18 protein-coding genes are annotated in these 26908 nt (G+C 74.4%); 7 read left to right on the top strand and 11 right to left on the bottom strand.

All coding sequences use genetic code 11. The features are described from left to right. Nucleotides 1-40: 40 nt before the first annotated feature. From AB0J21_RS27640 to AB0J21_RS27625, 4 genes are all read right to left on the bottom strand, one after another. Nucleotides 41-1765 (bottom strand): glycosyltransferase family 2 protein, encoded by a 1725-nt coding sequence (locus AB0J21_RS27640; protein WP_363148828.1) that lies wholly within the window; start codon nucleotides 1763-1765, stop codon nucleotides 41-43. Continuing rightward, complete coding sequence (locus AB0J21_RS27635; RefSeq protein ID WP_363148827.1) at nucleotides 1762-4005, bottom strand: CDP-glycerol glycerophosphotransferase family protein; 2244 nt, start codon at nucleotides 4003-4005, stop codon at nucleotides 1762-1764. Before AB0J21_RS27635 ends, AB0J21_RS27640 begins: the two co-directional genes overlap by 4 nt. A gap of 269 nt (nucleotides 4006-4274) precedes the next feature. Next, the gene (locus tag AB0J21_RS27630) at nucleotides 4275-5078 is read right to left on the bottom strand and encodes an ABC transporter ATP-binding protein (protein ID WP_363148864.1); all 804 of its coding nucleotides are present in this window, start codon (nucleotides 5076-5078) and stop codon (nucleotides 4275-4277) included. 13 nt (nucleotides 5079-5091) lie between these two features. Next, nucleotides 5092-6018, bottom strand: coding sequence for an ABC transporter permease (locus AB0J21_RS27625; protein WP_363148826.1), 927 nt, complete (start codon nucleotides 6016-6018; stop codon nucleotides 5092-5094). A 240-nt stretch (nucleotides 6019-6258) separates the two neighbouring features. Here AB0J21_RS27625 and AB0J21_RS27620 point away from each other — a divergent pair, with 240 nt between their 5' ends. Next, the gene (locus AB0J21_RS27620; protein WP_363148825.1) at nucleotides 6259-6891 is read left to right on the top strand and encodes a TetR/AcrR family transcriptional regulator; all 633 of its coding nucleotides are present in this window, start codon (nucleotides 6259-6261) and stop codon (nucleotides 6889-6891) included. A gap of 10 nt (nucleotides 6892-6901) precedes the next feature. Here AB0J21_RS27620 and AB0J21_RS27615 read toward each other — a convergent pair whose 3' ends face one another. From AB0J21_RS27615 to AB0J21_RS27590, 6 genes are all read right to left on the bottom strand, one after another. Next, nucleotides 6902-8500, bottom strand: coding sequence for a glycosyltransferase family 2 protein (locus AB0J21_RS27615; protein WP_363148824.1), 1599 nt, complete (start codon nucleotides 8498-8500; stop codon nucleotides 6902-6904). After that, nucleotides 8497-10158: a hypothetical protein gene (locus AB0J21_RS27610; RefSeq protein WP_363148823.1), complete on the bottom strand. Its 1662-nt coding sequence runs from the start codon at nucleotides 10156-10158 to the stop codon at nucleotides 8497-8499. The genes AB0J21_RS27615 and AB0J21_RS27610 overlap by 4 nt, the downstream gene beginning before the upstream one ends. Before the next feature lie 362 nt (nucleotides 10159-10520). Further along, nucleotides 10521-11453: a carbohydrate ABC transporter permease gene (locus AB0J21_RS27605; RefSeq protein WP_363148822.1), complete on the bottom strand. Its 933-nt coding sequence runs from the start codon at nucleotides 11451-11453 to the stop codon at nucleotides 10521-10523. Then, nucleotides 11450-12709: a sugar ABC transporter permease gene (locus AB0J21_RS27600; protein ID WP_363148863.1), complete on the bottom strand. Its 1260-nt coding sequence runs from the start codon at nucleotides 12707-12709 to the stop codon at nucleotides 11450-11452. Before AB0J21_RS27600 ends, AB0J21_RS27605 begins: the two co-directional genes overlap by 4 nt. Before the next feature lie 151 nt (nucleotides 12710-12860). Next, nucleotides 12861-14228 (bottom strand): ABC transporter substrate-binding protein, encoded by a 1368-nt coding sequence (locus tag AB0J21_RS27595; RefSeq protein ID WP_363148862.1) that lies wholly within the window; start codon nucleotides 14226-14228, stop codon nucleotides 12861-12863. A gap of 380 nt (nucleotides 14229-14608) precedes the next feature. Next, the gene (locus AB0J21_RS27590) at nucleotides 14609-18376 is read right to left on the bottom strand and encodes an FHA domain-containing protein (protein WP_363148821.1); all 3768 of its coding nucleotides are present in this window, start codon (nucleotides 18374-18376) and stop codon (nucleotides 14609-14611) included. A 601-nt stretch (nucleotides 18377-18977) separates the two neighbouring features. Here AB0J21_RS27590 and AB0J21_RS27585 point away from each other — a divergent pair. From AB0J21_RS27585 to AB0J21_RS27570, 4 genes are all read left to right on the top strand, one after another. Further along, on the top strand, nucleotides 18978-20690 hold the full coding sequence (locus tag AB0J21_RS27585; protein WP_363148820.1) for a serine/threonine-protein kinase: 1713 nt from the start codon (nucleotides 18978-18980) through the stop codon (nucleotides 20688-20690). 270 nt (nucleotides 20691-20960) lie between these two features. Beyond that, nucleotides 20961-22208, top strand: a complete 1248-nt coding sequence (locus AB0J21_RS27580) for a serine/threonine-protein kinase (RefSeq protein WP_363148819.1) — start codon at nucleotides 20961-20963, stop codon at nucleotides 22206-22208. Between the two features lie 126 nt (nucleotides 22209-22334). Continuing rightward, on the top strand, nucleotides 22335-23450 hold the full coding sequence (gene prfB / locus AB0J21_RS27575) for a peptide chain release factor 2 (RefSeq protein ID WP_363148818.1): 1116 nt from the start codon (nucleotides 22335-22337) through the stop codon (nucleotides 23448-23450). Nucleotides 23451-23781: 331 nt separating this feature from the next. Continuing rightward, nucleotides 23782-24420: a hypothetical protein gene (locus tag AB0J21_RS27570; protein ID WP_363148817.1), complete on the top strand. Its 639-nt coding sequence runs from the start codon at nucleotides 23782-23784 to the stop codon at nucleotides 24418-24420. Nucleotides 24421-24622: 202 nt separating this feature from the next. Here the strand turns inward: AB0J21_RS27570 and AB0J21_RS27565 are convergent, their stop codons facing one another. Continuing rightward, nucleotides 24623-24814 carry a hypothetical protein gene (locus AB0J21_RS27565; protein ID WP_363148816.1) on the bottom strand — a complete coding sequence of 64 codons (192 nt, stop codon included), beginning with the start codon at nucleotides 24812-24814 and terminating at the stop codon, nucleotides 24623-24625. A 277-nt stretch (nucleotides 24815-25091) separates the two neighbouring features. Between AB0J21_RS27565 and ftsE the strand changes: the two genes are divergently transcribed. Further along, the gene (gene ftsE, locus AB0J21_RS27560) at nucleotides 25092-25781 is read left to right on the top strand and encodes a cell division ATP-binding protein FtsE (RefSeq protein WP_363148815.1); all 690 of its coding nucleotides are present in this window, start codon (nucleotides 25092-25094) and stop codon (nucleotides 25779-25781) included. A gap of 64 nt (nucleotides 25782-25845) precedes the next feature. Further along, nucleotides 25846-26763: a permease-like cell division protein FtsX gene (gene ftsX / locus AB0J21_RS27555; RefSeq protein WP_363148814.1), complete on the top strand. Its 918-nt coding sequence runs from the start codon at nucleotides 25846-25848 to the stop codon at nucleotides 26761-26763. Nucleotides 26764-26908: the final 145 nt, after the last annotated feature.

Raw genomic sequence — 26908 nt, 5'->3', positions numbered from 1 at the left:
CGGCCCCCGGCCGGTTCAGCGCACCGTGCTCCGGCCGTGTTCAGCCCACCGCGCCCCTGGCGAGCGCCGCGAGGCGGTGCAGGGGGCCGTGGGACAGGGCGCGGGCCAGCGGGCGGATGCCCGCCGTGGGCCCGGCCGGCTGCCAGCGCACCTGGAGCCGGCCCGCCCCGGCCGGTTCCGGGCCGACCGTGACCCGGTGCTCGGACAGCCCGCCGTACGCCCGTACCCAGGTCGTGCGCGAGGGGAAGTCGCGCGGGGCGAGCAGCGGGCCGCTGTTGCGCAGCCGGCCCTGCCGCAGCTCCAGGACGGGGTGGCGGATGCCGTCGAAGCCCTGGAGCGGCAGCCGCGCCCGCGCCGGGTCGACCCGCACCCGCCCCTCGTACACCCCGGGCCGCACCGGGTCGAGCCGGAAGGCGACCGTGTAGCGGTACGGGCCCGGGGCGAGGGCCAGGTGCGCGATCTGCGGGCCGATCGGCAGCCGCAGCAGCGGGTCATAGGTGCGGATCGTCAAGTCGAGGCAGGTGCCGACCAGTTGGCTCAGTCCGGTGATCTCGTGCCGGAAGGCGGCGATCGCGAACGGGCCGGCCTCCACGCCCTCCTCGGTGAGGTCGAGTTCGCGCCGCGCCTCCTCGGTCTCCGGCACGGTGTCGCCCCAGTAGACCCGGTCCGCGCCGTCCCGTACGACGGTGCGCGGGCCGACCGGCAGGCCGAGGCCGCGCGCGGCGGTGCGCGCCTCGTCGAGCCGGTGCTCGCGCACGAGCCGCGCCACGACGCGTTCGGTGCGCGGCAGCCGCGCGTACGCCTCGGGAGCGAGCGTGTCGAGATAGGGCACGAGGAGGCCGGCGAAGCCGGTGAGCCACGCGTCGTCGCGCAGCGGCAGGTCGCCCGCGTACATCCGGAAGTCGTGCTTGAGGAACTTGTAGTCCTTCTGTGGACGGACCGCCTCGTGCCCCGACTCGGCGAGGAACGCGTCGATGAGCCGCTGCACGTGGACGCGGTCGCGGACGTTGTCGAGGCGGTCGCGCTGGTTGGAGATCGAGGCGGCGGACGAGGCCGCGTACGGCTCGACGTACCAGCGGTACACGGTCTGCGGGATCACCGTGAACGCCGTCGCGAGGCAGTACGCCTGCGCGGAGAACAACTGGTCCTCGTAGTGGATGCCCTCGGGGAAGCGCAGCCCGTGCCGGTCGAGGAAGGCGCGCGCGTACATCTTGCTGGTCGACAGGTGCTCGAAGAAGAGTTCCGGTTCCGCGTCGATGCCCTCGACGGTGCGCCGGCGCGCGACCAGCCCCGGCATCCACAGCGAGGAGCGGCCGGTGTCCACCCGCACCCGGCGCACCGCGCCCATCGCGAAGTCCACGGGCCGCTCCCGGTGCGCGGCGAGCAGCAACTCGACGGACTGCGGCGGGAGTTCGTCGTCGCTGTCGAGGAACATGACGTACGGTGCGGTGCTCGCGTCGAGCGCGGCGTTGCGCGGGGCGCTGCACCCGCCGCTGTTGTGCGGCAGCCGCAGGTACCTGATCCGCTCGTCGCTCTCGGCCAGGGCGCGCGCCACCTCGGGTGTCTCGTCCGTCGAGTGGTCGTCGCTGATCAGGATCTCGACGGCGCGGTGGGTCTGGCGGCGCACGCTCTCCACGGCGCGCGGCAGCCTGCGGGCGTCGTTGTAGACGATGACGACGACCGCGACGTCGGGGGCGGCCGGGGCCGCGCCGTCCGTACGGGGCTGAGGGGAGGGGCCGGCCGGGGTCACGGGGGTCGCGGTCATCGCCGCACCGCCTCCTCGGGGCTGGGGGCGGGGGTCCGCTCGTGCAGGGGCAGTACGGGGGGCAGGCGCGCCTCGGGGGTGCCGAGGAAGACGCGGCGTACGACGCGTTCGGCGGCCCGCCCGTCGTCGAACTCGCAGAAGCGGCGCCGGAAGGCGGTCCGCGCGGCGGCCGAGGCCGCGTCGTTCCAGGCCCCGGAGGTGAAGATCTCCGCCAGCTCGTCCTCGGTGCGCGCGAGGGTCCCCGGCGCCTCGGCGAGCAGGTCGAAGTAGACGCCCCGGGTGCGCCGGTACACCTCCCAGTCGTCGGCGTACACGACGATCGGCCGGTCCAGGTTGGCGTAGTCGAACATGATCGAGGAGTAGTCCGTGACCAGCGCGTCCGAGGCGAGCGCCAGCTCCTCGACCGGGTCGTACGCCGACACGTCCAGGACCCGGCCCGCCGCCCGCAGCCCGGCCAGTGGGGTCGGGGTACCGCTGTAGAAGTAGTGCCCGCGCACCAGCAACACGGTGTCCGGGCCCAGGCGTTCGGCGAAGCGGGCCAGGTCCAGCCGGGGTGACCAGGTGGCCTCGTAGTCGCGGTGGGTGGGCGCGTAGAGCAGTGCTCTCGCCCCCGGCGGGATGCCCAGCCGGGCCCGCACGGTGCGGACGCGTTCGGCGTCCGCCGCGTAGAACACGTCGTTGCGCGGGTAGCCGTGCTCCAGCTCCGTGTAGCCCGAGGGGTAGGCCCGCTGCCACATGCGCGTCGAGTGCGCGTTCGCCGTGACGCTGTAGTCCCACTTGTCGACGCGGCGCAGCAACTGGCGGAAGTTGAGGCCCTTCGCGGCGGCCGGGTAGGGGATCTGGTCCAGGCCCATGCACTTGAGAGGGGTGCCGTGGTGGGTCTGCACGTGCACCTGGCCCGGCCGTTTGACGACCGCGTTGGGGAAGTTGACGTTGTTGACGAGATACGTCGCGCGGGCCATGACCTCGCTGTAGCGCGGGGTCCCGGGCACGATGTGGTCGGTGCCGGGCGGCAGCAGCGGCACCCGCGCGCCGGACACGACCCACACGGGGTGGATGTGCGGGGCGAGCCTGCGCAGCTCCTCGGCGATCGCCCCCGGATTGCAGGCCACGCCCCGGTCCCAGTACGCGCTGAACACCGCCAGGTGCGGATCGAGGGGCCGCTCCAGGGCGCCCCGGTAGCGGCGGGCGCGGATCTTCCCGCCCAGTCTGTGGCGCTGCCTGCGGACCCCGGCGCGCAGCGCGCGGCGCCGGTCGTTGAGCGCGGCCAGCCGCAGATACGCCCGGTGGGCCCCGGCCTCCAGGAGCGACTGCCGTACGCCCTCCAGGCCCTCGGGCCGTTCGTGGCCGGGCGGCCGGCACGCGCGGGCGGCCCGGGAGGCGGCGCGGAAGAAGTCCTCGGCGGCGTCCCCGGGCAGCGTGCGGGCCGAGATGACCCGCAGCCACTCGTGCGTCATGAGGTCGTAGAGCCGGTGGCGCAGCGCGGCGGGGCGGTGCAGCGAGGTCAGCAGCCGGTCGGCGGCGACGTACGGCTCGATCAGGCCGAGGGGCCCGTCGGCGGTGGGCGGCGGGAGGGTCGCGGCGCGCTCCACCCGGTCCTCCAGCACGATCTGGTCGGCGCACGCGACACGGCCCGCGGCCAGCAGCAGCGCGTACGCCGTGTAGCGCTCGTTGCCCGCGGCCAGTACGTCGTGGTGCGCGGCCCAGAACGCGGAGCGGACCAGGCGGTTGCCGAGCAGCGGGGCGACGTCGAGCAGTTCGGGGCGCGCGTCGGGCGGGACGGGGGCGTGGCCCGCGCGGGCCAGCAGCGGGCCGTCCGGCGAGGGGGCGGCCCCGGTGCGCCAGGTCGTCCGCACGTGGTCCATCAGGACCACGTCGGCCGGACGCGTCTCGACGGCCGCGGCGCACAGCTCGATCGCGCCGGTCGCCGCGCGCAGACCGCCCACCGGCAGCCGGTCCTTGCCGCGTACGAACAGCAGCCACTCGCCGCTCGCCCGCCGTGCGCCGGCCCGGCGGGCCTCGGCGTCCGTGGTGCCGTCGGGCAGCGGCAGGGGCACGAACCGGGGATCGCGCGCGGCGGCCTCCTCGGCGAGCCCGCGGGCCGGCGCGTCGGTCCCCGCCACGACGATCTCGACCCCCGGCCGCTCCGGCGTGGCCTGCCGCGCGACGCTCTCCAGGCATTCCGCGAACCGGCCCCGGACCTCGGGCCCGTGGACGACGACAGTGAGACGAGGTGGCACGACAGCCCCTTCCGCTCGACGCCACCCCAGTGTGCGGCGCGGCGGTGCGCGCGGCCGGGTGACCGGGACCGTCCGGGTGAGGGGTCACGCGGGCGGGGGAGGGGGGCCGACCGGTCGCCGCCACGGGAACGGGCCCCGTCCGGTGTGAACGGGGCCCGTGGCGGGGGCGTGACGAGACGGCCTGTCGGGGCGGCCTGTCGGGGCGGGCGGCGGTGACGCGCCGGGCGGCCGTGACACGGGGAGAGGGGCCGTCGCACGGCCCCTCCGGTTCAGCGGGCCGTGAACTTCTCGTACTCCCGCATGACCTCCTCGCAGGGCCCGTCCAGGCGCAGCTCGCCGTGCTCCAGCCACAGGACGCGTTCGCAGGTCGTGCGGATCGACTTGTTGTTGTGGCTCACCAGGAAGACCGTGCCGGCCTGCGCGCGCAGTTCGCGGATGCGGGCCTCGGAGCGTTTCTGGAACTTGCGGTCGCCGGTGGCCAGCGCCTCGTCCACGAGGAGCACGTCGTGGTTCTTGGCGGCGGCGATCGAGAACCGCAGCCGGGCGGCCATCCCCGAGGAGTACGTGCGCATCGGCAGCGAGATGAAGTCGCCCTTCTCGTTGATGCCGGAGAACTCGACGATCTCCTCGTAGCGTTCGCGCACCTGCTCGCGGCTCATGCCCATCGCGAGCCCGCCGAGCTGGACGTTGCGCTCCCCGGTCAGGTCGTTCATGAGGGCCGCGTTGACGCCGAGCAGCGAGGGCTGACCGTCGGTGTAGATGTGCCCGCTCTCCACCGGCAGCAGGCCCGCGACCGCCTTGAGCAGCGTCGACTTGCCCGAGCCGTTGGTGCCGACGAGGCCGATCGCCTCACCCCGGTAGGCGGTGAACGACACGTCGCGCACGGCGTGCACCCGGCGCCCGCCCGGAGAGCCGCCCCGGCGCGCGATCCGGCTGAGGGCGGCGACGGCGCTGCCCCGGCCGCCCTTGGCCCCGTTGACGCGGTAGACGACGTCGACGTGCGAGGCGATCACGGTGGGGCGCCGCCCGGTGCCGGTGGACGCGGTACCCGGGCCGGTGGACGCGGCGGGGATCGCGGTGGTCGGTTCAGCCACGGCCGTATTTCTCCTCGGACTTCCAGAAGTAGACGAACCCGGACACGCCGCTCAGCAGCGCCCAGCCCAGGGCCACCGCCCACACGTGGTCGGGGAGCTGGTCGGCGTGGAAGCTGTCGATCAGCGCGAAACGCATGAGGTCGATGTAGACGGCCGTCGGATTGCACTGCATGGCCACGGTCAGCCAGTGCGGCAGATCGTGCTTGGACAGCATGTTCTGGAGGCTGAACATGACCCCGGAGGTGTACATCCAGGTGCGCATCACGAAGGGCATGAGCTGTGCGACGTCCGGGGTCCGCGCACCCAGCCGCGCCATGATCAGCGCGAGCCCGGTGTTGAAGACGAACTGGAGCGCCAGCGCCGGCACGATCAGTGCCCACGACGGGCTCGGGTACACGCCGAAGGCCACGAGGATCACGGCGAGCGCGACCATCGAGTACAGAAGCTGCTGGAGCTGCTGGAGCGAGAAGGAGATCGGCAGCGAGGCGCGCGGGAAGTGCAGCGCCCGCACCAGGCCCAGGTTGCCGGAGATCGCCCTGGTCCCGGCCAGGACGCTGGACTGCGTGAAGGTGAAGACGAAGACGCCCGTCACCAGGAAGGGCACGAAGTCCTCGACGCCCCGGCTCGTGTTGAGCAGCAGGCCGAAGATCAGCAGGTAGACCAGCGCGTTGAGCAGCGGGGTCATCACCTGCCACACCTGGCCCAGCTTCGCCTGGCTGTACTGCGCGCTCAGCTTGGCGGTCGAGAAGGTGATGATGAAGTGGCGCCGGTCCCACAACTGGCGGACGTACTCCGGGAGGCTCGGCCGGGCCCCGCTGACCGTGAGGCCGTAACGCGCGGCCAGCTCGGCGGGGCTCAGCCCCGCGTCGGGGTCCTGCCGTTCGTGCCGGGGCGGCGGGGTGTCGAGAACCTGGCTCATGGGCGGGCTGCTTTCGCCTACGAGGCTTTCGCCTTGGGGGGATTCGCCTGGGGGGAGAGGTGCTGGGTCGCGCGGGCCGGGGCGGTGACCTCGGCACACGCGAGTCGTCGGCTCCGGTCGTTCACGTCCGCTTCGCTCGCGGTTCACGTCGGGACGCAACCGTATCGTCGTCGCGCTGAGCCTAGAACCTCACGACGTCGGAACGCAACCGTTTCGTCGTATCGCCCTATGCTGGGGGCCATGGCGAGCGGCGAGGACAACAGCGGGACGGGCGGCGGCCCCCGCAGCGGGCGGGCCCCGGCCGGGGCGGCCGTGCTGCGCGAGGACGTGACGGAGGCGATCCGCGCCGCCGTCTTCGCGGAGCTGGCCGCCGTGGGCTACGGGCGGATGTCCATCGAGGGCATCGCGCGCCGCGCGGGCGTCGGCAAGACGGCGGTGTACCGGCGCTGGCGCTCCAAGCTGCACCTCGTCCTCGACCTCGTGTCGGCCATAGCGGCCTCGGGCCTGCCCGCCCCCGACACCGGCTCCCTCGTCGGCGACCTCACGCTGCTGTACGAGGTCACCTCCCGCGCCCTGCGCCACCCCGTCGCCTCGCAGATCGTCCCCGACCTGCTGGCCGAGGCGGCCCGCACCCCCGACCTCCAGGAAGCCTTGCAGCGCGCCCTGCGCGAGGGCCAGCAGGGCGCCTTCCGCGGGGTGCTCGACGCGGCCGTGGCGCGCGGCGAACTGAGCGCGGGCCTCGACCAGGGCCTCGCGCTCGACCTCGTCTCGGGCCCGCTGTACTGGCGCACCGTCGTGGTCCGCACGAAGACCGGGCGCGGTTACGCGGCGGCGCTCGCGAACGGCGTGGCCGGGGCGCTGCGGGAGCTTTAGAGGGCGGGGCTCAGCGGGCCCCGACCAGCCGCGCCAGTCTGCGCCGTACGACGACCGCCGCGCCCCGCAGTCCCGGCGCGACGCGCAGCGCGAGCGAGCCCGAGTGCGTCGCGTACGGCTGGACGAGGACGAAGCCGTGCCGGCGGCTGGGCAGCGCGGTGCGGCGCAGCAGCCCCCGGGAGGCCACCGCGCGCGCCGTCGTACGGCGCGTCGTGCCGTCCGCGAAGCCCAGCAGGAGCCACAGGTCCCACGAGCCGGTCTCCAGGTCGGCGAGGTTCACCCGGAGGTCCGCCGTCCAGGTCCCCGGGCGGGGTCCCGGCGTGAGGGCGGCGGTCCTGCGCTGGACGGACCGGCGGCTGGAGCGGTGCGTGAACTCGGCCTGCACGCCCGTCGGCCGGGCCCGCGCGAGCCGCCCGTACAGGTCGTGCACCCGCAGCCGCAGCACGCCGCCCGGCGCGTGCGGGCGCAGCGCGGCGTCCACCGTCACCGGCAGGACCCGTACGGGACGGCGCAGCAGCGGGCCGAGGCCGACCCCGGGCAGGTCGCGCGCCCACACCGGGCGGCCCTCCTCGTCCTCGGCGTACGGCGGCAGCAGGCGTGAGGGGCGCGACACCAGGTCGCGCAGCCGTTCCAGGTCGCGCGGGGCGGCCGAGGCGAGCACGACCCGGCCCGCGATCCGGCCGGGTCCCGGGGCCGCCGCGAAGTCCCCGGCGGCGAAGCCCGCGAGGTAGGCACGGCTGAGCCGCCACCACTGCCGCCGGTACTCCTCGCCGCGCTGCGGCAGTTCCCGCAGGTACATCCGCAGTCCGCGCTCCAGGAAGGTGGCGCGCGCGGCCCGGACGAGCCCGGGCTGCCCGGCCTCCTCGAAGGTCGAGACGGCCTGGCGGTGGGCCTCGATCCTGGCCTGCCAGTTGGCGACGTCGGAGCGGTCCAGGGACAGCGAGGGACGTTCCGCCGTGCGCCGCACCTGCCACACGTAGACCAGGTCGCTGATGAGCGCGACGCGCGGCCGGGCGGCGAGGACCCGCGCGCCGAACACGAAGTCCTCGTACACGAAGCGCCCCTCGGGGAAGCGGATGCCCTGCGCGCGCAGGAACGCCGTGCGGTACAGCTTGTTGACGCACAGGGTGTCCTGCGCCAGGCGCGGCAGGTCCTCCGGGTCCTCGACGAGCGCGGGCCGCTCGTACAGGCGCGGCTGCCACGGCGTCTCCCGGCCGTCGGGCAGTTCGCGGCGCACGCACAGACCGGCCGCGACCTCGGCGTCGTGCTCCCGGGCCGCGTTCAGGAGGGCGTCGAGCGCTCCGGGCGGCAGCAGGTCGTCGCTGTCCAGGAACATGACGTACGGGGCGGTCGAGCGGGCAAGGCCCTCGTTGCGCGGGGTGCCGCAGCCGCCGCTGTTCGTGGCGCGCCGTACGACGCGCAGCCGGGGCTCGTCGGCGGTCAGTGCGGCCAGGACCTCCGTGCTGCCGTCCGAGGAGCAGTCGTCCACGGCGATGACCTCGCGCACCCCGGGGCCCTGCGCGAGCGCCGAGCGCACCGCGTCGGCGACGTGCGGGGCGTCGTTATAGCCGATCACGACGATGTCGGCCTGCGCGGACAGCGCGCTCATCCGCGCTCACCGCCCCCGCCGGGGACCCGCGCGAGGACCTCGCCCGTCTCCCGGCTCCAGTCCACCACCACGGCCTCCGCGGGCAGCCGCTGATAGCGCGACAGCAGCAGCCAGCGCACGTGGTAGCGGCGCACGATGCCCGCGCGCCGCGCGGCGTCCGCCCTGCCCGACACGTACGCGTGCGCCGCCCGCCAGCGCGCCGCGCGGTCCCGCTCGGCGAGCGCCGGATCGGACCACACCGGGGCGGCCATGTCCACGCCGAAGCCCGGCAGGCTGCGGGTCGCCATGCGCTGGACGGTCAGCAGCGGCTCGCCCGGCCGCACGTGCTCCGCCGCCCACGCGTACGAGGGCCAGTCCGGCGGCCGGGCGCTGCCCTTCGGCAGGGCCGACGCCGGGAGCACCGCCCCGGCCTGCGCGAACAGGAAGCCGAGGCACACCGCGAGGGCCGCCGCCGCGCCGTACGCCGTGCGCCACCACCGCCACGGCCGGGGCGAGGCCAGCTCCAGCGCGGCCGCGACCTGCGGCACCACCGCCGTCATCCCGAGGATGCGGCCGTACGTGTAGTGCCCGCTCGCCCACCCATAGCAGGCGACCACCAGGAAGACGAGGAACATCCAGCCGAGCGGATCGCGCCGGTCCCGGCGCAGCCGCAGCGCGAGCGCGGGCAGCCCGACGAGGGCCACGAGCCAGTACCGGCCCACGAGCTCCCGGTACAGCGGACGGTGCGTCGGGTCGAGGACGTCCGAGGCGGAACCCAGCGAGAACACCCCGAAGTACGGCCACACCGCGCCCGCCACCACGGCGGCCAGCGGCACCAGGGCCCAGCCCGCCGCCGCCCGCCACGTCCAGCCGCGCCACCGGGTCAGCACCAGGACGGCGACCCCGGCGACCGCCGCGACCGCGCTGATCGCGTGGATCAGCAGGATCAGCCCGCACAGCACACCGAGCCCCGCCTTCGCCCACGCCGTGGCCGGGAACTCGCGCTCCGGCGAGGTGAGCCGCGCGGCCACCGCCCACGCGGTCAGCGCCAGGCCCATCGCGAAGGTGCTCGGATAGCCGACGACGCTGACCAGCGACAACAGCCCGAGGAAGCCGCTCCACCGCAGCGGCTCGGTACCCCACAGCGCCACCAGGAACACCAGGGCGAGCACGGGGGCCCACGGCCGGCGGCTGAACTGCTTGACGAAGGCGTTCAGGCCCAGCAGCAGCACCAGCAGGTTGACCGGCGCCGCGAGCCGGAACACCGTCCAGCCGTCGGAGCCGGTGGCCTTCGCGAACAGGGCCTGCGCGAGGGCGTACGGCGAGTAGTACGGGCTGCCCGCGCCCGGCAGGTCCGCCATGGGGTGCGCGGGGTGGAACAGGTCGGCCTTGAGCCGTTCGACGACGGCCGCGTGCTGACCCGCGTCGCAGCACACCGGGTGCGCCCACGCGGCGAGCGTGATCCCGATCCACACCAGCCCGCCGAACACGAAGTACGGGGTGGGCCGCCAGCGCCCGAAGGGCCGCGTGCCACTCGCCCCCGCGACCCTGGACCGGCGCAGCGGCGGCAGTACGGGGGCGGTACGGGGCACGGCGGGGGGAGGGCCGAACGCGCCGGTCGCCTCGCTTCCGCCGCCGGCCGCTCCCGCGCCCTCGGACCCACCGGGCGTACCGCTCACGGAGTCCACGGAATCCAGGAGTCCTCTCGGATCGAGGTCACCGGCCGTGGACGGGTCCCGCGGCCGGCGGTCCCCGCGGGCCGCTCCCACGGGTGGTTCCGCACGGAGACCGACTCCCTGCGGCGGCCGCCATAAAGCGGCACATCCCACTTTTACGCCCTTTGTCCGTCAACGGAGAATGTTCGGCGCCCAAAAGCGTGGCCGCCGGGCGCGCGGGGCCGGGGACGGGCGGGCCGGGGACGAGCGGGGCCGAGGGCGGCCGGACGCACGACGGCGGGGCCGGACCGCGTCACGCGATCCGGCCCCGCCGCCCTTCACCGGTTCTCCCGGCTCCTCCCGGATTCTCCCGGCCGGCGTTCGCTCTACTTCACCGCTCCCGCCATCACCCCCGACACGAACTGGCGCTGGAAGGCGAAGAACACGATCAGCGGGATCACCATCGACAGGAAGGCGCCCGGCGCGAGGATGTCCACGTTGTTGCCGAACTGGCGGACCTGCTGCTGGAGCGCCACGGTGATCGGCGGGCTGCCCGAGTCCGCGAAGATCAGCGCGATCAGCATGTCGTTCCACACCCACAGGAACTGGAAGATGCCGAGCGAGGCGATCGCGGGACCGGCCAGCGGCATCACGACCCGCGTGAAGAGCCGCAGCTCCCCGGCCCCGTCCAGCCGCGCCGCCTCCAGCAGCTCGCGCGGGATCTCGGCGAAGAAGTTGCGCAGCAGGAACACCGCGAACGGCAGCCCGAAGGCGACGTGGAAGAGGATCACGCCGATCGTCGTCTCGAAGACGCCGATGGCCCCGAACAGTTTCGACACCGGCAGCAGCGCGACCTGCACCGGCACCACGAGCAGCCCCACGACCAGCAGGAACCACCAGTCGCGGCCCGGGAAGTCCATCCAGGCGAACGCGTACCCGGCCAGCGAGCCGATCACCACGACGAGCAGCGTCGCGGGCACCGTGATCAGCACCGTCGACCACAGCGAGTGCGTGATGGTGCTGTCGTCCAGCAGCCGCGCGTAGTTGTCCACGGTCAGCTGGGCCGGTTTCGTGAACACCTGCCACCAGCCGCTCTCCCCGATGTCCGAGGGGGAGCGCAGCGAGGACAGCAGCAGGCCCAGCGTCGGCACGAGCCAGAACACGGCGACGACCAGCAGGAACAGGCGCATCACCCCGCCCGCCGCATAGCCCGCCAGACGCGCCGCGAGCGGTCTCCTGGCCTGGACGGGCCGGGGCGCCCCGGCCCCGGACTCCTTCCCCAGGGGCTCCGGCACGGCCTCACTCGGAACGGTGGTCATCGCCGGGCCTCCCTGCGCAGCCTGCGGACATTGAGCAGCATCACCGGCACCACCAGCACGAACAGGAAGATGGAGATCGCGCTGGCCACGCCCGAGTCGCCGTCCACGAACGCCGTGTTGTACAGCTCCAGGGCCAGCACGTTCGCGTCGTCCCTGACCGCTCCCGGCGGGACCACGAAGACCAGGTCGAAGATCTTCAGGACGTTGATCATGAGAGTGACCAGGACGACGCCGAGCACCGGAGCGAGCAGCGGCACCGTGACCCGCCGGAACACCTGCCACTCGTTGGCCCCGTCGACCCGGGCCGCCTCCAGCAGCTCCCTCTCCATCCCCGCCAGGCCCGCCCCGATCAGCACCATCGCGAAACCGGCCCACATCCAGATGTACGCGCCGATCACCGCCCAGGTCACGAGCGAGGGACCGAGCCAGTCGATCCCGTTGTACGGCTCGCGGAAGTTGTCCGCCGGGTAGCGCAACAGCGCCCCGTCCGCGGCGGCCGGAAGCGTGAAGGTGCCGTCGGCGCGGGCCGTGGCCGAGGCCACGACCTTGCCGTCCTTGACCGCCTCGACCGTGATCCCGGCGTAGCCCAGCTCCTTCGGGTCGACGGTGTCCGGTGTCCCGCCGCCACCCTTCGTGAAGTCCTGCCAGGCGGTGCCGGTGACCTTCCCCGGCTCGGGCGCGGCCTGCTTCGCGGGCGCCGCCCCGTCCGGCATGACGTCGGGTGCGACGCCGACCAGCGGCAGCGTCACCGGCGTACCGGCCCGCACCGGCTCCCGCGTCACGAAGCTCCCGCCCGGCCCCTTCTCCAGCGGCGACCTCGGGCCCGGATGGGCCTTCGGGAAGGCGGAGGAGGAGGCGAAGGTGTCGTGCACGGTGACCGCGAGGGCGTTAGCGACGCCCCGGTCCGGGTCCTGCTCGTACACCAGCCGGAAGATGATCCCCGAGGCCAGCATCGAGATCGCCATCGGCATGAACACGAGCATCTTGAACGCCGTGCCCCAGCGCACCCGTTCGGTCAGCACCGCGAAGACCAGGCCCAGCGCGGTCGCCACGGTCGGCGCCACCACGAGCCAGATCGCGTTGTTCTTGATCGCCGTGCGGATGTTCGCGTCGGTGAACATCTCGACGTAGTTGTCGAAGCCGACGAAGCCGTCGCCCGGCTTGTCGAAGAGGCTGCGCACCAGCGAGTACCCGATCGGGTAGACCACGAGCGCGCCCAGCAGCACCAGCGCGGGCAGCAGGAAGGCCACGGCCATCGACCGGCGGGTCCGCGTCACGCTCCGGACGGTGCCCCGGGGGCTCCCGGCACCCTTCCGGGACGAGGACGACGGAGACGGCGACGGGGACGGCGGCGAGGCCGGGGGCGGCGTCTGCGCGGCGCCCCCGGCGGACGGGTCGGCCATCCCCTCAGTCCTTGTACGCCTTGGCCGCGTCGCTCTCCAGCCGCCGCTGGATCGCCGTCACGTTCTTCGGCTGCCCCAGGAAGTCCTGGAGCGCCTTCCACTCGCCCTTGCCGGGGGAACCACCGAAGGCCTGCGGCATCTGGTCGGACATGTCGTAGCGGATGTCGTCGCCCGCCGCGATGAGCGACTTCGCGATGTCCCGCTGCACCGGGTCGGGGTACGCGCCGAAGTCCAGCGACTTGTTCGGGGAGACGAACCCGCCGGTCTTCGCCCAGATCCCGGCCGCCTCCGGCGAGGCGAGGTACGTCAGCAGCGCCTGCGCGCCCTTCGAGTCCGTCAGCGCGACCGCCGCGTCCCCGCCGACCACCGCCGGGGCCTTCCCGTCGCCGACCGCGGGGAACGGGAACACCTTCGCGTCCGTGCCGATCTTCGCGTCGGTCTGCGCGATGTTGATGCCGACGAAATCCGCCTCGAAGACCATCCCGGCCTTCGGCTGGTCGCCGCCGGTGAAGGTCTGCGTGACCGAGGCGGGGAACTCCGTGCCGAGCGCGCCCTTCGCGCCGCCCGCGATCAGCTCCGGCTTCCCGAAGAGCTGCCCGAGCGTGGTCAGCGCCTCCTTGACGGAAGGATCGGTCCACTTGATCTCGTGCTTCGCGAGCTGGTCGTACTTCTCGGGGCCCGCCTGCGAGAGGTAGACGTTCTCGAACCAGTCGGTCAGCGTCCAGCCGTCCGCGCCCGCCACCGACACCGGGGTGACCCCCGAGTCGGAGATGGTCTGCGCGGTCTTCATGAAGTCCGCCCAGCTCTTCGGCTCGCTCGCGCCCGCGTTCTCGAAGACGGCCGTGTTGTACCAGACCAGCGACTTGTTGGCGGCCTTGAAGTACACGCCGTACTGGGTCCCGCCGACCTTGCCGAGGTCCTGCCAGCCCTGCCCGTAGTTCTTCGCCAGCTCCGCCTTGGCCGCCGCGCCCACCGGCTTCGCCCACTTGCGGTCCACGGCCTGCTCGATCGCCCCGACCTGCGGCAGCATCCCGACGTCCGGCGGCTCACCGCCCGCGATCTTCGACTCCAGGAAACCGATCACCGGGTCCTGCGCCGGGACGTACTCGGTCTTCGCCCCGGTCCGCTTCTCGAAGTCGGCCAGCACCTTGAGGAACGCCTTGCGCTCCTCGCCGCTCCACACGGCGGCGACCTTGACGGTCTGCCCTTTCAGGTCCGGCAGCTTCGGCCCGGCGGCCGCGGGCTTGGACTCGGGCCTGCCGCTCTCGCCGCCGTCGCCCCCGTCGTCGTCCCCACCGCAGGCGGAGAGCAGCAGCGCCCCCGCCGCGACCGCCACGATCGCGGACCTGCGTATCCGAAGAGTTGCGCGCATCATTGCCCCGTTCTCTTCAACTGCCGTCATTCACAAGATCGTTCAGACACTGATCGTCGGATCAGAGAGGGGACCTCTGCCCCGTCGGGACGTGTCTACGCCTGCGCGCCGGGGGCGGGCAAGGGACGGACCGCCTCTGAACAGGCCATCGTGATGCGGTCGTTAGATGCGGCGTCCGGGCAACTGGGGTGTAAAACGGTGCCGTTGAGGGGCCTCGGGCACCTCGTGGCGCGCGAGGGACGGGCGGGGCGCGGTGGGGTCGGGCGCGGGGGCGTGCGGGGCGCGTTGCCCCCGGGTGCCGACGGACGGGCGTGGCGGGCGAGCGGCGGGGCGGGCACCGGCCGGTGCCCGCCCCGCCTCCCGTGGCGTGCCGGGAGCGCTCAGATCAGCGGGGGCGGACCCTGCGCTCCCGTCGAACGGGCCGCCCGGTCCAGGGCGCTCGCGAGCAGGGCCAGGTCGGTCGGCCCGTTGCCCAGCTCCCGCACCGGCCGGCGGGCCGGGGGATCGCCCATCCGCTCCCACTCCAGCGGCAGGACCGTGGGCCGCAGCGTCGCCGTACGCGGAATGCGCCCGGTGACCCGGCCGCCCTGGAAGGGCAGCGCCGCCCCGTCCGGCGTGTGCAGCCGCCCGCGACCCGGCGCCGGGTCCTCGGGCGCGGTGGACGGCGCGTCCAGCGTGATCCGCAGCCCCGCGCCGCGCGCCAGCTCGGTCACCGCGACCCGTTCGGTGCGGGTGGCGGCGGCCACCAGGTGCACCCCGAGCCGCGCCCCCTCGCGCGCCACCGCCTCCAGTGCCCGCACGACGGAACCCGCCGCGGGCCGGGCCGTGGAGCCGAGCGGGGGATCGAGCAGCGCGTCGAGATCGTCCACGACGACGACCAGCCGGGGCAGCGACTCGTCCTCCGCCGCCTCCGCGACCGCCTGCGCGGCCGTCCGCGAAGCCGCTTGGGCGGAGGTCGGCGAACCCGACTGCTGTGTACGGGAGTTCGGCCGCAGGCGCAGCGTGCGGCTGGGTGGCGCGTCCAGGTCCCCGTCCCCGGACCGCTCCGCGCGCGGGGCGCCGGGCTGCGGTGGGACGGACTCCCCGTGCGGGGCGCGCGGCCGGGTCCGCTCCCCGTACAGGGGCGGTACCGCGCCGCGCTCGGCCGCCGCGTGCCCGGCGGACCGCGCCACCGGGGCGTCGGCCGGATGCCCGGCGGGGGCCTCCCGCCGCGCCGCTTCCTGGCGTACCGCTTCCTGCCGTACGGCCTCGGGGCGCGCGGCTTCCTGCCGTACGGCTTCGGGGCGCGCGGTCTCCGGGCGCGCCGCCTCCCGCGTGCGCGCCGATCGCTCGGACCGCGCCTCGGATATGTCCCGCGCCCCACGGGCGGCCGGTACGTCCCAGGGTGAGCGGACCGCACGGCCGGTGTCCCCGGCGTCCCGGACCTGGCGCGCCGCGCGGACCTCGTACGCCTCGCCCGGACCGCGCGTCTCCCCGCGCTCGCGCACGTCCGTACGGAGCGTGCCGTCGCGCTGCGGGGGCACCTCCCGGTCGCCGTAGTCGCGGTAGTCGCCGTATCCGATGCGCCGCTGCGTGCGCGTGGCGGCGCTTCCGTACGCCCCGGTCCTGATCTCCTCGGCGAGCGCCGCCTCGGGCGGGAGGTCGGCACGCGTCTCGCGGCGCCGCTCGCCCTGCGCGGGTGACTCGCGCCGGCGCGCGGAGGCGGCCCCGGCGATGCCCCGGCCGTGGGTCTCGGCCTCGGAGCCGCGGGCCGGACGCGGGCCGGTGAGCCGGTCGCCGAGCCCGCCGCCGGCCGGGGAGCCGGGGCGCGAGAGAGCGTGCCGGCCGAGGAAGTCGGTGCCGTCGAGCAGCCGCGCCCGCCGCTTCAGCTCGGCGGTCAGCGACTGCGCGAACTCCCGCATCCGCACCGGGTCCTGAGCGACGAGATGGGTCGACACGTGCGGCAGGTCGAGACAGACGCCGAGCCCGTCACCGGAGTGCGCGGGGGCGCCGCCGCCGTCGATCAGTACGAGCCCGAGCCGGTCCGGCCGCTCCCCGGCGGCCAGTGAGGCGGAGACGGAGCGCAGCAGTTCGGTGCGGCCACTGCCGGGCGGGCCCTCCACGAGCAGATGCGGACCGTGCGCACCGTCCAGATCGACGGTCGCCGGACCGTGCGGCCCCGCGCCCAGCACCGCGAGCGCCCGGCCGCCGCGCGCCGCGGCCTCATCGGCCGCCGCCGCCCACCGGGCCAGCAGCGAGGCGGGCGTGGCCCGCGCGAGCCCCAGTTCGTCCAGGAGCCGCGCGGCCTGCGGCAGCGGCGCGGCGAGAGCGCCCTGCGGATCGCCGGGGGCCGCGTCGGTCCGCAGCGGGGCGAGCGCGCGGGCGAAGCGCTCCGCCCAGGCCGCCGACACCCCGTCCGCCGTCCCCACGGTGCCCGAGCCCGCGGGCGTGCCGCCCACCGTGCGCAGCAGGTGCAGCCCGGTGGCGACCTCCCCGCTCAGCAGCGCGACGGCCCCGCAGTCCCGGAAGGCCGGCATCCCCGCGCAGGCCGTCTCGAAGGTGTCGGCCACGGGGGAGACGGCGGTCGCCGCGGGCGTCTCGGCCAGGCACAGCAGATGCACCCCGGCGGCGGGACCCTCGCTCGCGCACCAGGCCGCCGCCTCACGCAGGGCCGGGGTGCCCGGGTCCCCGTCCAGGACGACCACGGTGTGCGGGGCCCGCGCCGCGTCGTGCGGACGGCGCCGCAGCTCCTCGATCCGCGCCCGCGCCTGCTCCCGGTCGTAGGCGACCAGGACCCGGCAGTCCTGGCCCCGGGTCGGCCGGGCCTGCGGCAGCCAGCCGAGCCAGGACCAGTCGGCGGTGCGCCCGGCGACCGGCCACCGCTGGTCGGCGCTGACGAGGACGATCTCCAGCAGGTCGGGGGAGTGCAGCGCGGCGAGCTGGGCGAGCACCGAACGGGCCAGCCCGAGCAGCCGCTCACGCGGACCGGCCAGCCCCAGCGCCCCCGCCTCCCGCAGGCTCACGGTCACCGGGACGGTCAGCGTCACCCCGTCCTGGCCCGTGCGGTCGGCCGTGCCGACCCGGACCACGAGGCTCTCCGGATGGCCGGGGCCGCGCTCCCACAGCCGGGTGCCCGGGCCCAGCGCGGTGAGCAGCAGCGCGGCCGGATCGGGCCAGGGATCGGCGCCGCCCGCCCGGAGCTGCCCGCCCGCGAAGGTGGCGGGGAACCGGCCGGTGCCGCTCTCGGCGGCGCCGCCCCGCAGCCCCGGCAGGGTGTCGGGCACCTCCTCCCCGGCCCGGCCGCCGAACCGCCGCGTCCACTTCGACAGCCCGCGCCTGCGCCCGCCGCGCGTCTCCTCGGCGGGGGCCGGGGGAGCGACGTGCGGCCCCGGTCCGTCCGCCGCGGCCGGATCCGGGACCTCGGGACGGGCCGGGAGCCCACCGGAGGCGTCCGGGGCGCTCCTGGTCTCCAGCGTCTCCGCGAGGCCCGGCAGGTCCGTGCCCCGCGCCGGGGTGGCCGGCTCGGCCGGTGGGCGGTCGGCGATCCGCACCCGGACGTGCCCCTCGCCGTCCGGCGTCGTCGCGGCCAGGGGTGGCGCGGCGCCCGGCACCACGCGCAGCACCGACTCCCCGACCCGCAGCAGGGAGCCCCGCGACAGCGGCACGGGCTCCGGGCCCACCCGCCGCCCGTCGAGCGTCGTCCCGTTGGTCGAGCCGAGGTCGGCGACCCGCACCCGGCCCGCGCCGTCCACCGTCACCGCGCAGTGCGTACGGGAGACGTCTGGGTCGTCGAGCGTGATGTCGGCGCCCGCCGAGCGGCCGAGGCTGATCTCGCCCCCGTGCAGCAGATGGACGCCGCCCGCGTCGGGCCCGGACAGGATGTGCAGCTGCGGGGTCGAGCCGTCCGGGGTCGGCCCGGGAGGCACCGGGGCGCCCAGGGACAGCACCGCGCCGTCCACCAACGGGGGCTCACCGAGGACCGCGCGCTGGGCGTCGAGCCGCTGCCCGCCCGCGTAGAGCACCGCGGGGCCCTCGCCGGCCTGCGCCGCGCTCGCGAGCCCGGCCGCGACAGCGGACAGCGTGGTACCGGCGGGGGCGGTGACCAGTACGTCGCAGGTGCGCGCGGGATGGCCGCCGCGCGGCCCGAGGAGGGTCAGCCGAATCTGCATCGCGGTCAGCGGTCCCTTCTGTGCGGGCGCCCGGCAGCGGAAACCGGCCTGGCTCCCCCGCCGCGCACGGGCACGTCGGCCTGTACGACAGGCATCCTCGCACTTGCCACCGACAACACGCCCGGCACCTGGCGTCAATTGATCTTGAATGGTCGGCTCCGGTCGGAAAAGTTCCTGCTCGAACGAGGCCGGTCGCCGTGCGAGGTTCCTCACGGAGGCCGGGGCGCGGCCTGCGAGCTTCCTCACGGCGACCGGCGACCTCGCGCGGGAACCGGCGGGCGGCGGCCGGCGACCCCCGGACCGGGCCGCCCGCCGCAACGTCGCAGGAAGGGCCGCCGGGAGAGCACGTGGTCGCACGGAAGGACACCCGGCCGCCCGGCAACCACCCCGGCCCCGCACGCGTCTTCCGTGACACGGACCGCCGGACGGAGTGACGGTCCGGCGGCCGCACGCGGAGCCGGGGAACCACGCGTGCGCACTACAGTGGGCGGGACTGTCCGAAGCGGCGGACGCCCTCGTCGAGGGCGGCGGCCGTCCGAAGAGCGGCGGAGCCGGCGGCAGCCGGTGACGTGGCGCGCCAGATGATCAGGGAGCGCATGACGTGCGGCCGGTAGGCAGCAAGTACCTCCTGGAGGAGCCGCTGGGACGCGGCGCCACGGGCACCGTCTGGCGTGCGCGGCAGCGGGAGACCGCGGGCGCGGAGGCGTCCGTGCCGGGCGAGCCCGGCGAACTCGTCGCGATCAAGGTCCTCAAGGAGGAGCTCGCGAACGACGCGGACATCGTGATGCGCTTCCTGCGCGAGCGCTCCGTGCTGCTGCGGCTCACCCACCCCAACATCGTCCAGGTCCGCGACCTCGTCGTCGAAGGCGATCTGCTCGCCCTCGTCATGGACCTCGTCGAGGGCCCCGACCTGCACCGCTACCTGCGCGAGAACGGCCCGTTCAGCCCGGTCGCGGCGAGCCTGCTGACCGCGCAGATCGCCGACGCGCTCGCCGCCAGCCACGCAGACGGCGTCGTGCACCGCGACCTGAAGCCCGCGAACGTCCTGCTCCGGGACGAACCCGAGGGCGGGATGCACCCGCTGCTCACCGACTTCGGCATCGCCCGCCTCGCCGACTCCCCGGGCCTCACCCGCACCCACGAGTTCGTCGGCACCCCGGCCTACATCGCGCCGGAGTCCGCCGAGGGCCGCCCGCAGACCTCCGCCGTCGACATCTACGGCGCCGGAATCCTGCTGTACGAGCTGCTGACCGGCCGCCCGCCGTTCCGCGGCGACTCCGCGCTGGAGGTGCTGCACCGCCACCTCAGCGAGGAACCGCAGCGCCCGCCGAACGTCCCGGAACCGCTGTGGACGGTCATGGAGCGCTGCCTCAGCAAGAACCCGGACCGCAGGCCAAGCGCGGAGAACCTGGCCCGCGCGCTGCGCACCGTCGCCGACGGCGTCGGCGTGCACGCCAACTCGGCGCAGATCGCGGCGGCCGACGGCGTCGCCGCGCTGCTCGCCCCGGACCCCGACCCCGCCCCCGTCCCAGGAGCGCCGGGCGCGGCCGACCCGACCGAGGTCCTGCCGAACAACGCCGGGTCCTACGACCCGGCCGCCCCCACCGACGTCCTCCCGCAGACCGGCAACCGCACGCCCGCCGGGCCGGACGCCGAGCCGACCTCCGTCCTGCCGCACCACCAGGGCGCCGCCGACCCCACGGCCGTCATGCCGCCCGTACCGCCCGGCTCCGGCGACCCCGGGCAGCCGCACCCCTGGCAGAACCAGATGCGCGCGGCGCGCGACCGCAACGACCAGACCTCGGTCCAGTACGTCGACCCGGAGCAGGACCCGCTGCGCCGCAGGCCGCAGCGGCGCCCCGCCCCGCCCCAGCAGCCGCAGAACCGGCCGGGCCCGCAGGGCTACGGCTACCCGCAGCAGCAGCCCCAGCAGTACGGCGGGCAGCAGCAGCCGTACCCCAGGCAGCAGCCCTACCAGACGCCGCAGCCGCCCGAGTACGCCCCGCCGTCCGCGCAGCAGCAGCGTCCGCAGCCGCAGCAGCGCCAGGCCCCGGCCGCCCCGCCGCCCGCGCGCCGCGAGCCGAGGCCGCCGCGCGAACCGCGCAGGCGCAGCGCCAACCCGATGCACATCCCCGGGCTCGGCTGCCTCAAGGGCTGCCTGTTCACCGTCGTGATCCTGTTCGTCGTGGGCTGGATCGTGTGGGAGGTCAGCCCGCTCCAGGACTGGATCGGCAGCGGCCGGGGCTACTGGGACCAGCTGACGACCTGGGTGTCCAAGGTGGGCGGCTGGATCAGCGACCTGACCGGCAGCTGAGCGGTCCGGCCGGCGCCCGGGGGGCCGGTCGGCCCCAGCGAGCCGCCGGGGCCGCCCGCCGCGAGGACCGCACAGGCGACTGTGCCGACAAGTCGACTTGGCCCCGCTCTCCCCCGCCGCGCAAAGCGGGAGGAAACCGCACGAACCGACAGCCCGGGGTGCCGTATGCGCCGATCCTGGGCACAGGACCCCCCGGGACGCGCGTAACTTTGCGGTCCATCGCCACCTCACGCCCCGGGTCGCGCCGGGGCCCGACCTGTCGGAGCAGTTTTGGCACGCAAGATCGGCAGCCGGTACACCGCTCACCAGATCCTCGGGCGGGGCAGCGCCGGGACCGTGTGGCTGGGCGAGGGACCCGGGGGACCCGTCGCGATCAAGCTCCTGCGCGAGGACCTCGCCGCCGACGAGGAGCTGGTCGGCCGCTTCGTCGGGGAACGCACCGCGCTGCTCGGCCTCGACCACCCGCACATCGTGTCGGTCCGCGACCTCGTCGTGGACGGCAACGACCTCGCCCTCGTCATGGACCTCGTGCGCGGCACCGACCTGCGCACCCGCCTCGACCGCGAACGCCGCATGGCCCCCGAGGCCGCCGTCGCGATCGTCGCCGACATCGCCGACGGCCTCGCCCTCGCCCACAAGGCCGGGGTCGTCCACCGCGACGTCAAGCCGGAGAACATCCTGCTCGACATGGAGGGGCCGCTCGGCCCGGGCGGAGCGCACCCCGCGCTGCTCACCGACTTCGGCGTCGCCAAGCTCATCGACTCGCCCCGCCGCACCCGCGCCACCAGGATCATCGGCACACCGGACTACCTGGCCCCCGAGATCGTCGAGGGCCTCCCGCCGCGCGCCGCCGTCGACATCTACGCCCTCGCGACCGTCCTGTACGAGCTGCTGGCCGGCTTCACGCCGTTCGGCGGCGGGCACCCCGGCGCGATCCTGCGGCGGCACGTCACCGAGACCGTCGTCCCGCTGCCCGGCATCCCCGAGGAGCTGTGGCGGCTCCTCCTGCAGTGCCTGGCCAAGGCCCCCGCCTCCCGGCTGCGCGCCGGTGAACTCGCCGAGCGCCTGCGGGACCAGCTCCCGCTGCTGGCGGGCATCCCGCCGCTGGACGTCGACGAGCCGGACTCCGACGAGGACGGCGCGCCCGCCCAGGGCCCGTACGAGCAGACCGGGCCGGAGCCCGCTCCCGAGGCCGAGCCGCCCCGGCGCGGAGCGGTACCGCTGGTGCCGCGCGCCGCCGAGTCCGACTCGGGCCGCGACACCCACACCAGCATGCGGGTCCCGGGCCCGGACGAACTCTCCGGCGGCCCGCGCGGCACGGCCCGCGCCCCCCGGGCCGCCGGGGCGCCCCGGCCGGGAGCGGCCCGCGCCCGCGCCGAGGCGGTCCGTCGCCGCCGCGTACGGGTGGGGGTGGGCGCCGTCCTGCTGGCCGCGGTCCTCGGGGTCGGGGGCTGGTTCGCCTTCGGCGGGAGCGACGACGAGGGAGCACCGCAGCCGGGGATCTCGGCGCGGCCCTGACCAGGGGACCGGCACGGCCCCGACCAGGGCCCGGACGAGGCCGTGACCAGGTGTCCGCGCCCGCCGGCCGGGCGGGCGCGGAAGGCTCGCACGGGCTCCCCGCCGCGACCCGTTACCCTGATAGACGTGGCAGTCGTCGATGTATCCGAAGAGCTGAAGTCCCTCTCCTCGACCATGGAGTCGATCGAGGCCGTCCTCGACCTCGACAAGTTGAGGGGGGAGATCGCCTCTCTGGAGGAGCAGGCGGCCGCGCCCTCGCTGTGGGACGACCCCGATGCGGCCCAGAAGATCACCAGCAAGCTCTCGCACCTCCAGGCCGAGGTCCGCAAGGCGGAGACGCTGCGCGGCCGGATCGACGACCTGAGCGTGCTGTTCGAGCTCGCCGAGGACGAGGACGACCCGGACACCCGCGCCGAGGCGGAGAGCGAGCTGACCTCGGTCCGCAAGGCGCTGGACGAGATGGAGGTCCGGACGCTGCTCTCCGGCGAGTACGACTCGCGCGAGGCGGTCGTCACGATCCGCGCCGAGGCCGGCGGCGTCGACGCCTCCGACTTCGCGGAGAAGCTCCAGCGCATGTACCTGCGCTGGGCGGAGCGCCTCGGCTACAAGACGGAGCTGTACGAGACCTCGTACGCGGAGGAGGCCGGCATCAAGTCGACGACCTTCGCCGTGCACGTCCCGTACGCCTACGGCACGCTCTCCGTCGAGCAGGGCACGCACCGCCTGGTGCGCATCTCCCCCTTCGACAACCAGGGCCGGCGCCAGACCTCCTTCGCGGGCGTCGAGGTGCTTCCCGTGGTCGAGCAGACCGACCACATCGAGATCGACGAGTCCGAGTTGCGCGTCGACGTGTACCGCTCCTCGGGCCCCGGCGGCCAGGGCGTCAACACGACCGACTCGGCGGTGCGCCTGACCCACCTGCCCACCGGCATCGTCGTGTCCTGCCAGAACGAGCGCTCGCAGATCCAGAACAAGGCCAGCGCGATGAACGTGCTCCAGGCCAAGCTGCTGGAGCGGCGCCGTCAGGAGGAGCAGGCCAGGATGGACGCCCTCAAGGGCGACGGCGGCAACTCCTGGGGCAACCAGATGCGTTCCTACGTCCTGCACCCGTACCAGATGGTCAAGGACCTGCGTACGGACCACGAGGTCGGCAACCCGGAGGCCGTGTTCAACGGCGAGATCGAGGGCTTCCTGGAGGCCGGTATCCGCTGGCGCAAGCAGCAGGAGCAGCAGGCCGCTTAAGCGCCCCGCCGGTCGCCCCGCTCCCCTCGCGGGCCGTTCCCGTACCTTTGTCGACAAGGCAACTGCCCGCCATGGCCGGGCAGTTGCCTTTTTGACGTGCCGTACGCCGGGCTCTCGCAGACGTACACAATTCCTTGACAGGGCCAAGCACCGCAATCCGGTCAATCGCCCCGCAACGCGCTTGACGCGCCCATGCGGAGACCGCGAGGCTGGCGCGCGGCATGCGTGTTTCCGGGGCGTGTGTGAACGGGGGAGCGGTCCATGGCCCCCGGTGTCCACGGCCCCGTGCACCGCCGCACCCGACCTTTCAGCTACTGGGGGTAGCACGCTCATGACGAAGAAGATGCGGGTCCGCGTGGCGCGAATCGCGGCCGGCGCCGTGATCGCCGCCGGCGCCTCGCTCACCGCCGCCGGGGCCGCGCAGGCTCTGGAGTTCTCCTCTCCCACGCCGTCGGTCGCCGTGGACGAGCCCACGGACGAGCCCACGGAGCCGCCCACGGACGAGCCCACGGAGCCGCCCACGGACGAGCCGACCGAGCCGCCCACGGACGAGCCCACGGAGCCGCCCACGGACGAGCCGACCGAGCCCACCGAGGAGCCGACCCAGCCGACGGAGGAGCCGACTCAGCCCACCGAGGAGCCGACCCAGCCCACCGAAGAACCGACCCAGCCGACCGAGGAGCCCAGCGCGCCCGGCGGCGGCTCCACCGAGGCCCCCTCCGCCAACCCCTCCCTGCCCGCCCAGGGCGGCAGCGGAAGCACCCCGGGCGCCGGCCAGGACGACATCTCCGGCCCCGGCCCCGACAACGCCGGTTCGCAGCCCGTCGAGCAGGGCGAGGTGAAGGACGAACTGGCCGAGACCGGTTCGGGCGACACCACCTTCCTGATCCTCGGCGCCGCCACGATGATCGCGGGCGGCATCGGCTTCCGCTTCCTGCCGCGCCTCGCGAACAACCGCACCGCGGCCTGACTCCAGGACGCGGGCGGACGCCGGCGCCGCAGCGGACGTACGCACACAGCGGGAGGGGCCCGGAACACCGTGCACGGTGTTCCGGGCCCCTCCCGCTGTTCGTGGCCGCGCTCGTTCGTCGTCGCACCCGATCTCGTGGTCGCGCCGCCGCCCTCGGGGCGCGAGGGGCCCGAGGGCCGCCCGGCCGGGGCCGGTGGGCGGGTCAGCCGCTCCGGTGGGCGAGCAGCGCCACCACGGCCACCAGGACCACCAGGACGGCCAGCAGCGCCGCCGGGCTCAGCCCGCCCAGCGGGCCGTCCTGCTGAAGTCGCTCACGGCTCGCGCGGCACACCGGGCACCTGCCCTCGCTCACCGGCGACGCGCAGTTCGCGCACACCAGTCGGTCGTAGGTCATGCGCACCATCCTCCCGCGGCACACCGCGTCAGACGCCGGGGAATCCCGGACGTTCCCCTCTCCACTGTGCCAGCTCCGGATGCGTTCGGCGCGCCCCGGCCCCGACCACGCCCCCCGGCCCTGCCCCGCGCACGGTTTCGGGCGCCTGCTTTGCCCCTGAACATGCCTGGATTTGCGGAAAGCCCCCCGCCGGTGCGGGGCCGTCGCCTGCGCGTCCTACCCCGGTTCGCGTAGGGTCACGCACACCTACCCCCAGCCAGCGATCCGTGGTGCATTCGTGATCCGATTCGACAACGTCTCCAAGACCTACCCCAGGCAGAACCGGCCGGCGCTCAGGGATGTCTCCCTGGAGGTCGAGCGCGGTGAGTTCGTCTTCCTGGTGGGGTCCTCCGGTTCCGGCAAGTCCACCTTCCTGCGGCTGCTGCTGCGCGAGGAGCGCGCGAGCCACGGACAGGTGCACGTCCTCGGCAAGGACCTCGCCCGGCTCTCCAACTGGAAGGTGCCGCAGATGCGGCGCCAGTTGGGCACGGTCTTCCAGGACTTCCGGCTGCTGCCCAACAAGACCGTCGCGCAGAACGTGGCCTTCGCCCAGGAGGTCATCGGCAAATCGCGCGGCGAGACCCGCAAGTCGGTGCCGCAGGTGCTCGACCTCGTGGGCCTCGGCGGCAAGGAGGACCGGATGCCGGGCGAGCTGTCCGGTGGTGAGCAGCAGCGCGTGGCCATCGCGCGGGCCTTCGTCAACCGGCCCAGACTGCTCATCGCCGACGAGCCCACCGGCAACCTGGACCCCCAGACCTCCGTCGGCATCATGAAGCTGCTGGACCGGATCAACCGGACCGGCACGACCGTCGTGATGGCCACCCATGACCAGCAGATCGTCGACCAGATGCGTAAGCGCGTCCTCGAACTGGAGACGGGCCGTCTGGTCCGCGACCAGTCGCGCGGCGTCTACGGCTATCAGCATTGAGCACGCGGCGCCACGGGGCAGGGCCGGCCGCCCCGCCGGCGCCCGCAGATCCTGAAAGGACGCCATGCGCGCCCAGTTCGTCCTGTCGGAGATCGGGGTCGGTCTCCGACGCAATCTCACGATGACCTTCGCGGTGGTCGTCTCCGTCGCCCTGTCCCTCGCCCTCTTCGGTGCCTCGTTGCTCATGAGCGACCAGGTCAACTCGATGAAGGGCTACTGGTACGACAAGGTCAACGTCACCGTCTTCCTGTGCAGCAAGACCGACGAGAAGGATTACGCGGCCTGCTCGAAGGGCGCCGTCACCCCTGAGCAGAAGGCCCAGATCCTCGCCGACCTCAAGAAGATGCCGGTCGTCGACACCGTCCAGCACGAGTCCGCCGACGAGGCGTACAAGCTGTACCAGAAGGAGTTCAGCCGCTCCCCGATCGCCTCCCAGCTGACCCCCGACCTCATGCAGGAGTCCTTCCGCGTCAAACTGAAGGACCCGAAGGACTACGCCGTCGTGGCCTCCGCCTTCAAGGGGCGCGCGGGCGTGCACTCGGTGCGGGACCAGCGGAGCATCCTCGACAACCTCTTCGGCCTGCTGGACGGGATGAACTGGGCCGCGCGGGCCCTCATGGCGCTCATGCTGGTCGTCGCGCTCATGCTGATCGTCAACACGGTCCGGGTCTCCGCGTTCAGCCGCAGGCGGGAGACCGGCATCATGCGCCTGGTCGGCGCCTCCGGTTTCTACATCCAGGCGCCGTTCATCATGGAGGCCGCGGTCGCCGGGCTCATCGGCGGGATCACCGCCTGCGGGTTCCTGGTCGTGGGCCGCTTCCTCATCATCGACGGCGGCCTCAACCTCGCGGACAAGCTGAGCCTGATCGACTTCATCGGCTGGAACGCCGTGATCGAGAAGCTGCCGCTCGTCCTCGCCACGAGCATCGTGATGCCGGCCATCGCCGCGTTCTTCGCTCTGCGCAAGTACCTGAAGGTCTGAGGCTCTTCTCCCTTCCCGGGAGCCTCCCGGCGCCGCACGGTCCGTCAACGACCGTGCGGCGCCGGTTCTTTGTGGCCCGCACGGTGCCCCCGGGGTGTGCGCGGCCCGCGCCGCGAGGGTTTCCCCCGTGCCCGGCCGCGGTGTC

This window comes from Streptomyces sp. NPDC049954 (assembly GCF_040656295.1).
Taxonomy (GTDB): Bacteria; Actinomycetota; Actinomycetes; order Streptomycetales; family Streptomycetaceae; genus Streptomyces.
This window is presented reverse-complemented; position numbering and strand designations above follow the sequence as displayed.

Coding starts and splice junctions, on each gene's coding strand:
- AB0J21_RS27620 (WP_363148825.1), top strand. CDS start 6,259: ATGGCGAGCGGCGAGGACAACAGCGGGACGGGCGGCGGCCCCCGCAGC.
- AB0J21_RS27625 (WP_363148826.1), bottom strand. CDS start 6,018: ATGAGCCAGGTTCTCGACACCCCGCCGCCCCGGCACGAACGGCAGGAC.
- AB0J21_RS27640 (WP_363148828.1), bottom strand. CDS start 1,765: ATGACCGCGACCCCCGTGACCCCGGCCGGCCCCTCCCCTCAGCCCCGT.
- AB0J21_RS27565 (WP_363148816.1), bottom strand. CDS start 24,814: ATGACCTACGACCGACTGGTGTGCGCGAACTGCGCGTCGCCGGTGAGC.
- ftsX (WP_363148814.1), top strand. CDS start 25,846: ATGCGCGCCCAGTTCGTCCTGTCGGAGATCGGGGTCGGTCTCCGACGC.
- AB0J21_RS27590 (WP_363148821.1), bottom strand. CDS start 18,376: ATGCAGATTCGGCTGACCCTCCTCGGGCCGCGCGGCGGCCATCCCGCG.
- AB0J21_RS27605 (WP_363148822.1), bottom strand. CDS start 11,453: ATGACCACCGTTCCGAGTGAGGCCGTGCCGGAGCCCCTGGGGAAGGAG.
- AB0J21_RS27570 (WP_363148817.1), top strand. CDS start 23,782: ATGACGAAGAAGATGCGGGTCCGCGTGGCGCGAATCGCGGCCGGCGCC.
- AB0J21_RS27600 (WP_363148863.1), bottom strand. CDS start 12,709: ATGGCCGTGGCCTTCCTGCTGCCCGCGCTGGTGCTGCTGGGCGCGCTC.
- AB0J21_RS27595 (WP_363148862.1), bottom strand. CDS start 14,228: ATGCGCGCAACTCTTCGGATACGCAGGTCCGCGATCGTGGCGGTCGCG.
- AB0J21_RS27615 (WP_363148824.1), bottom strand. CDS start 8,500: ATGAGCGCGCTGTCCGCGCAGGCCGACATCGTCGTGATCGGCTATAAC.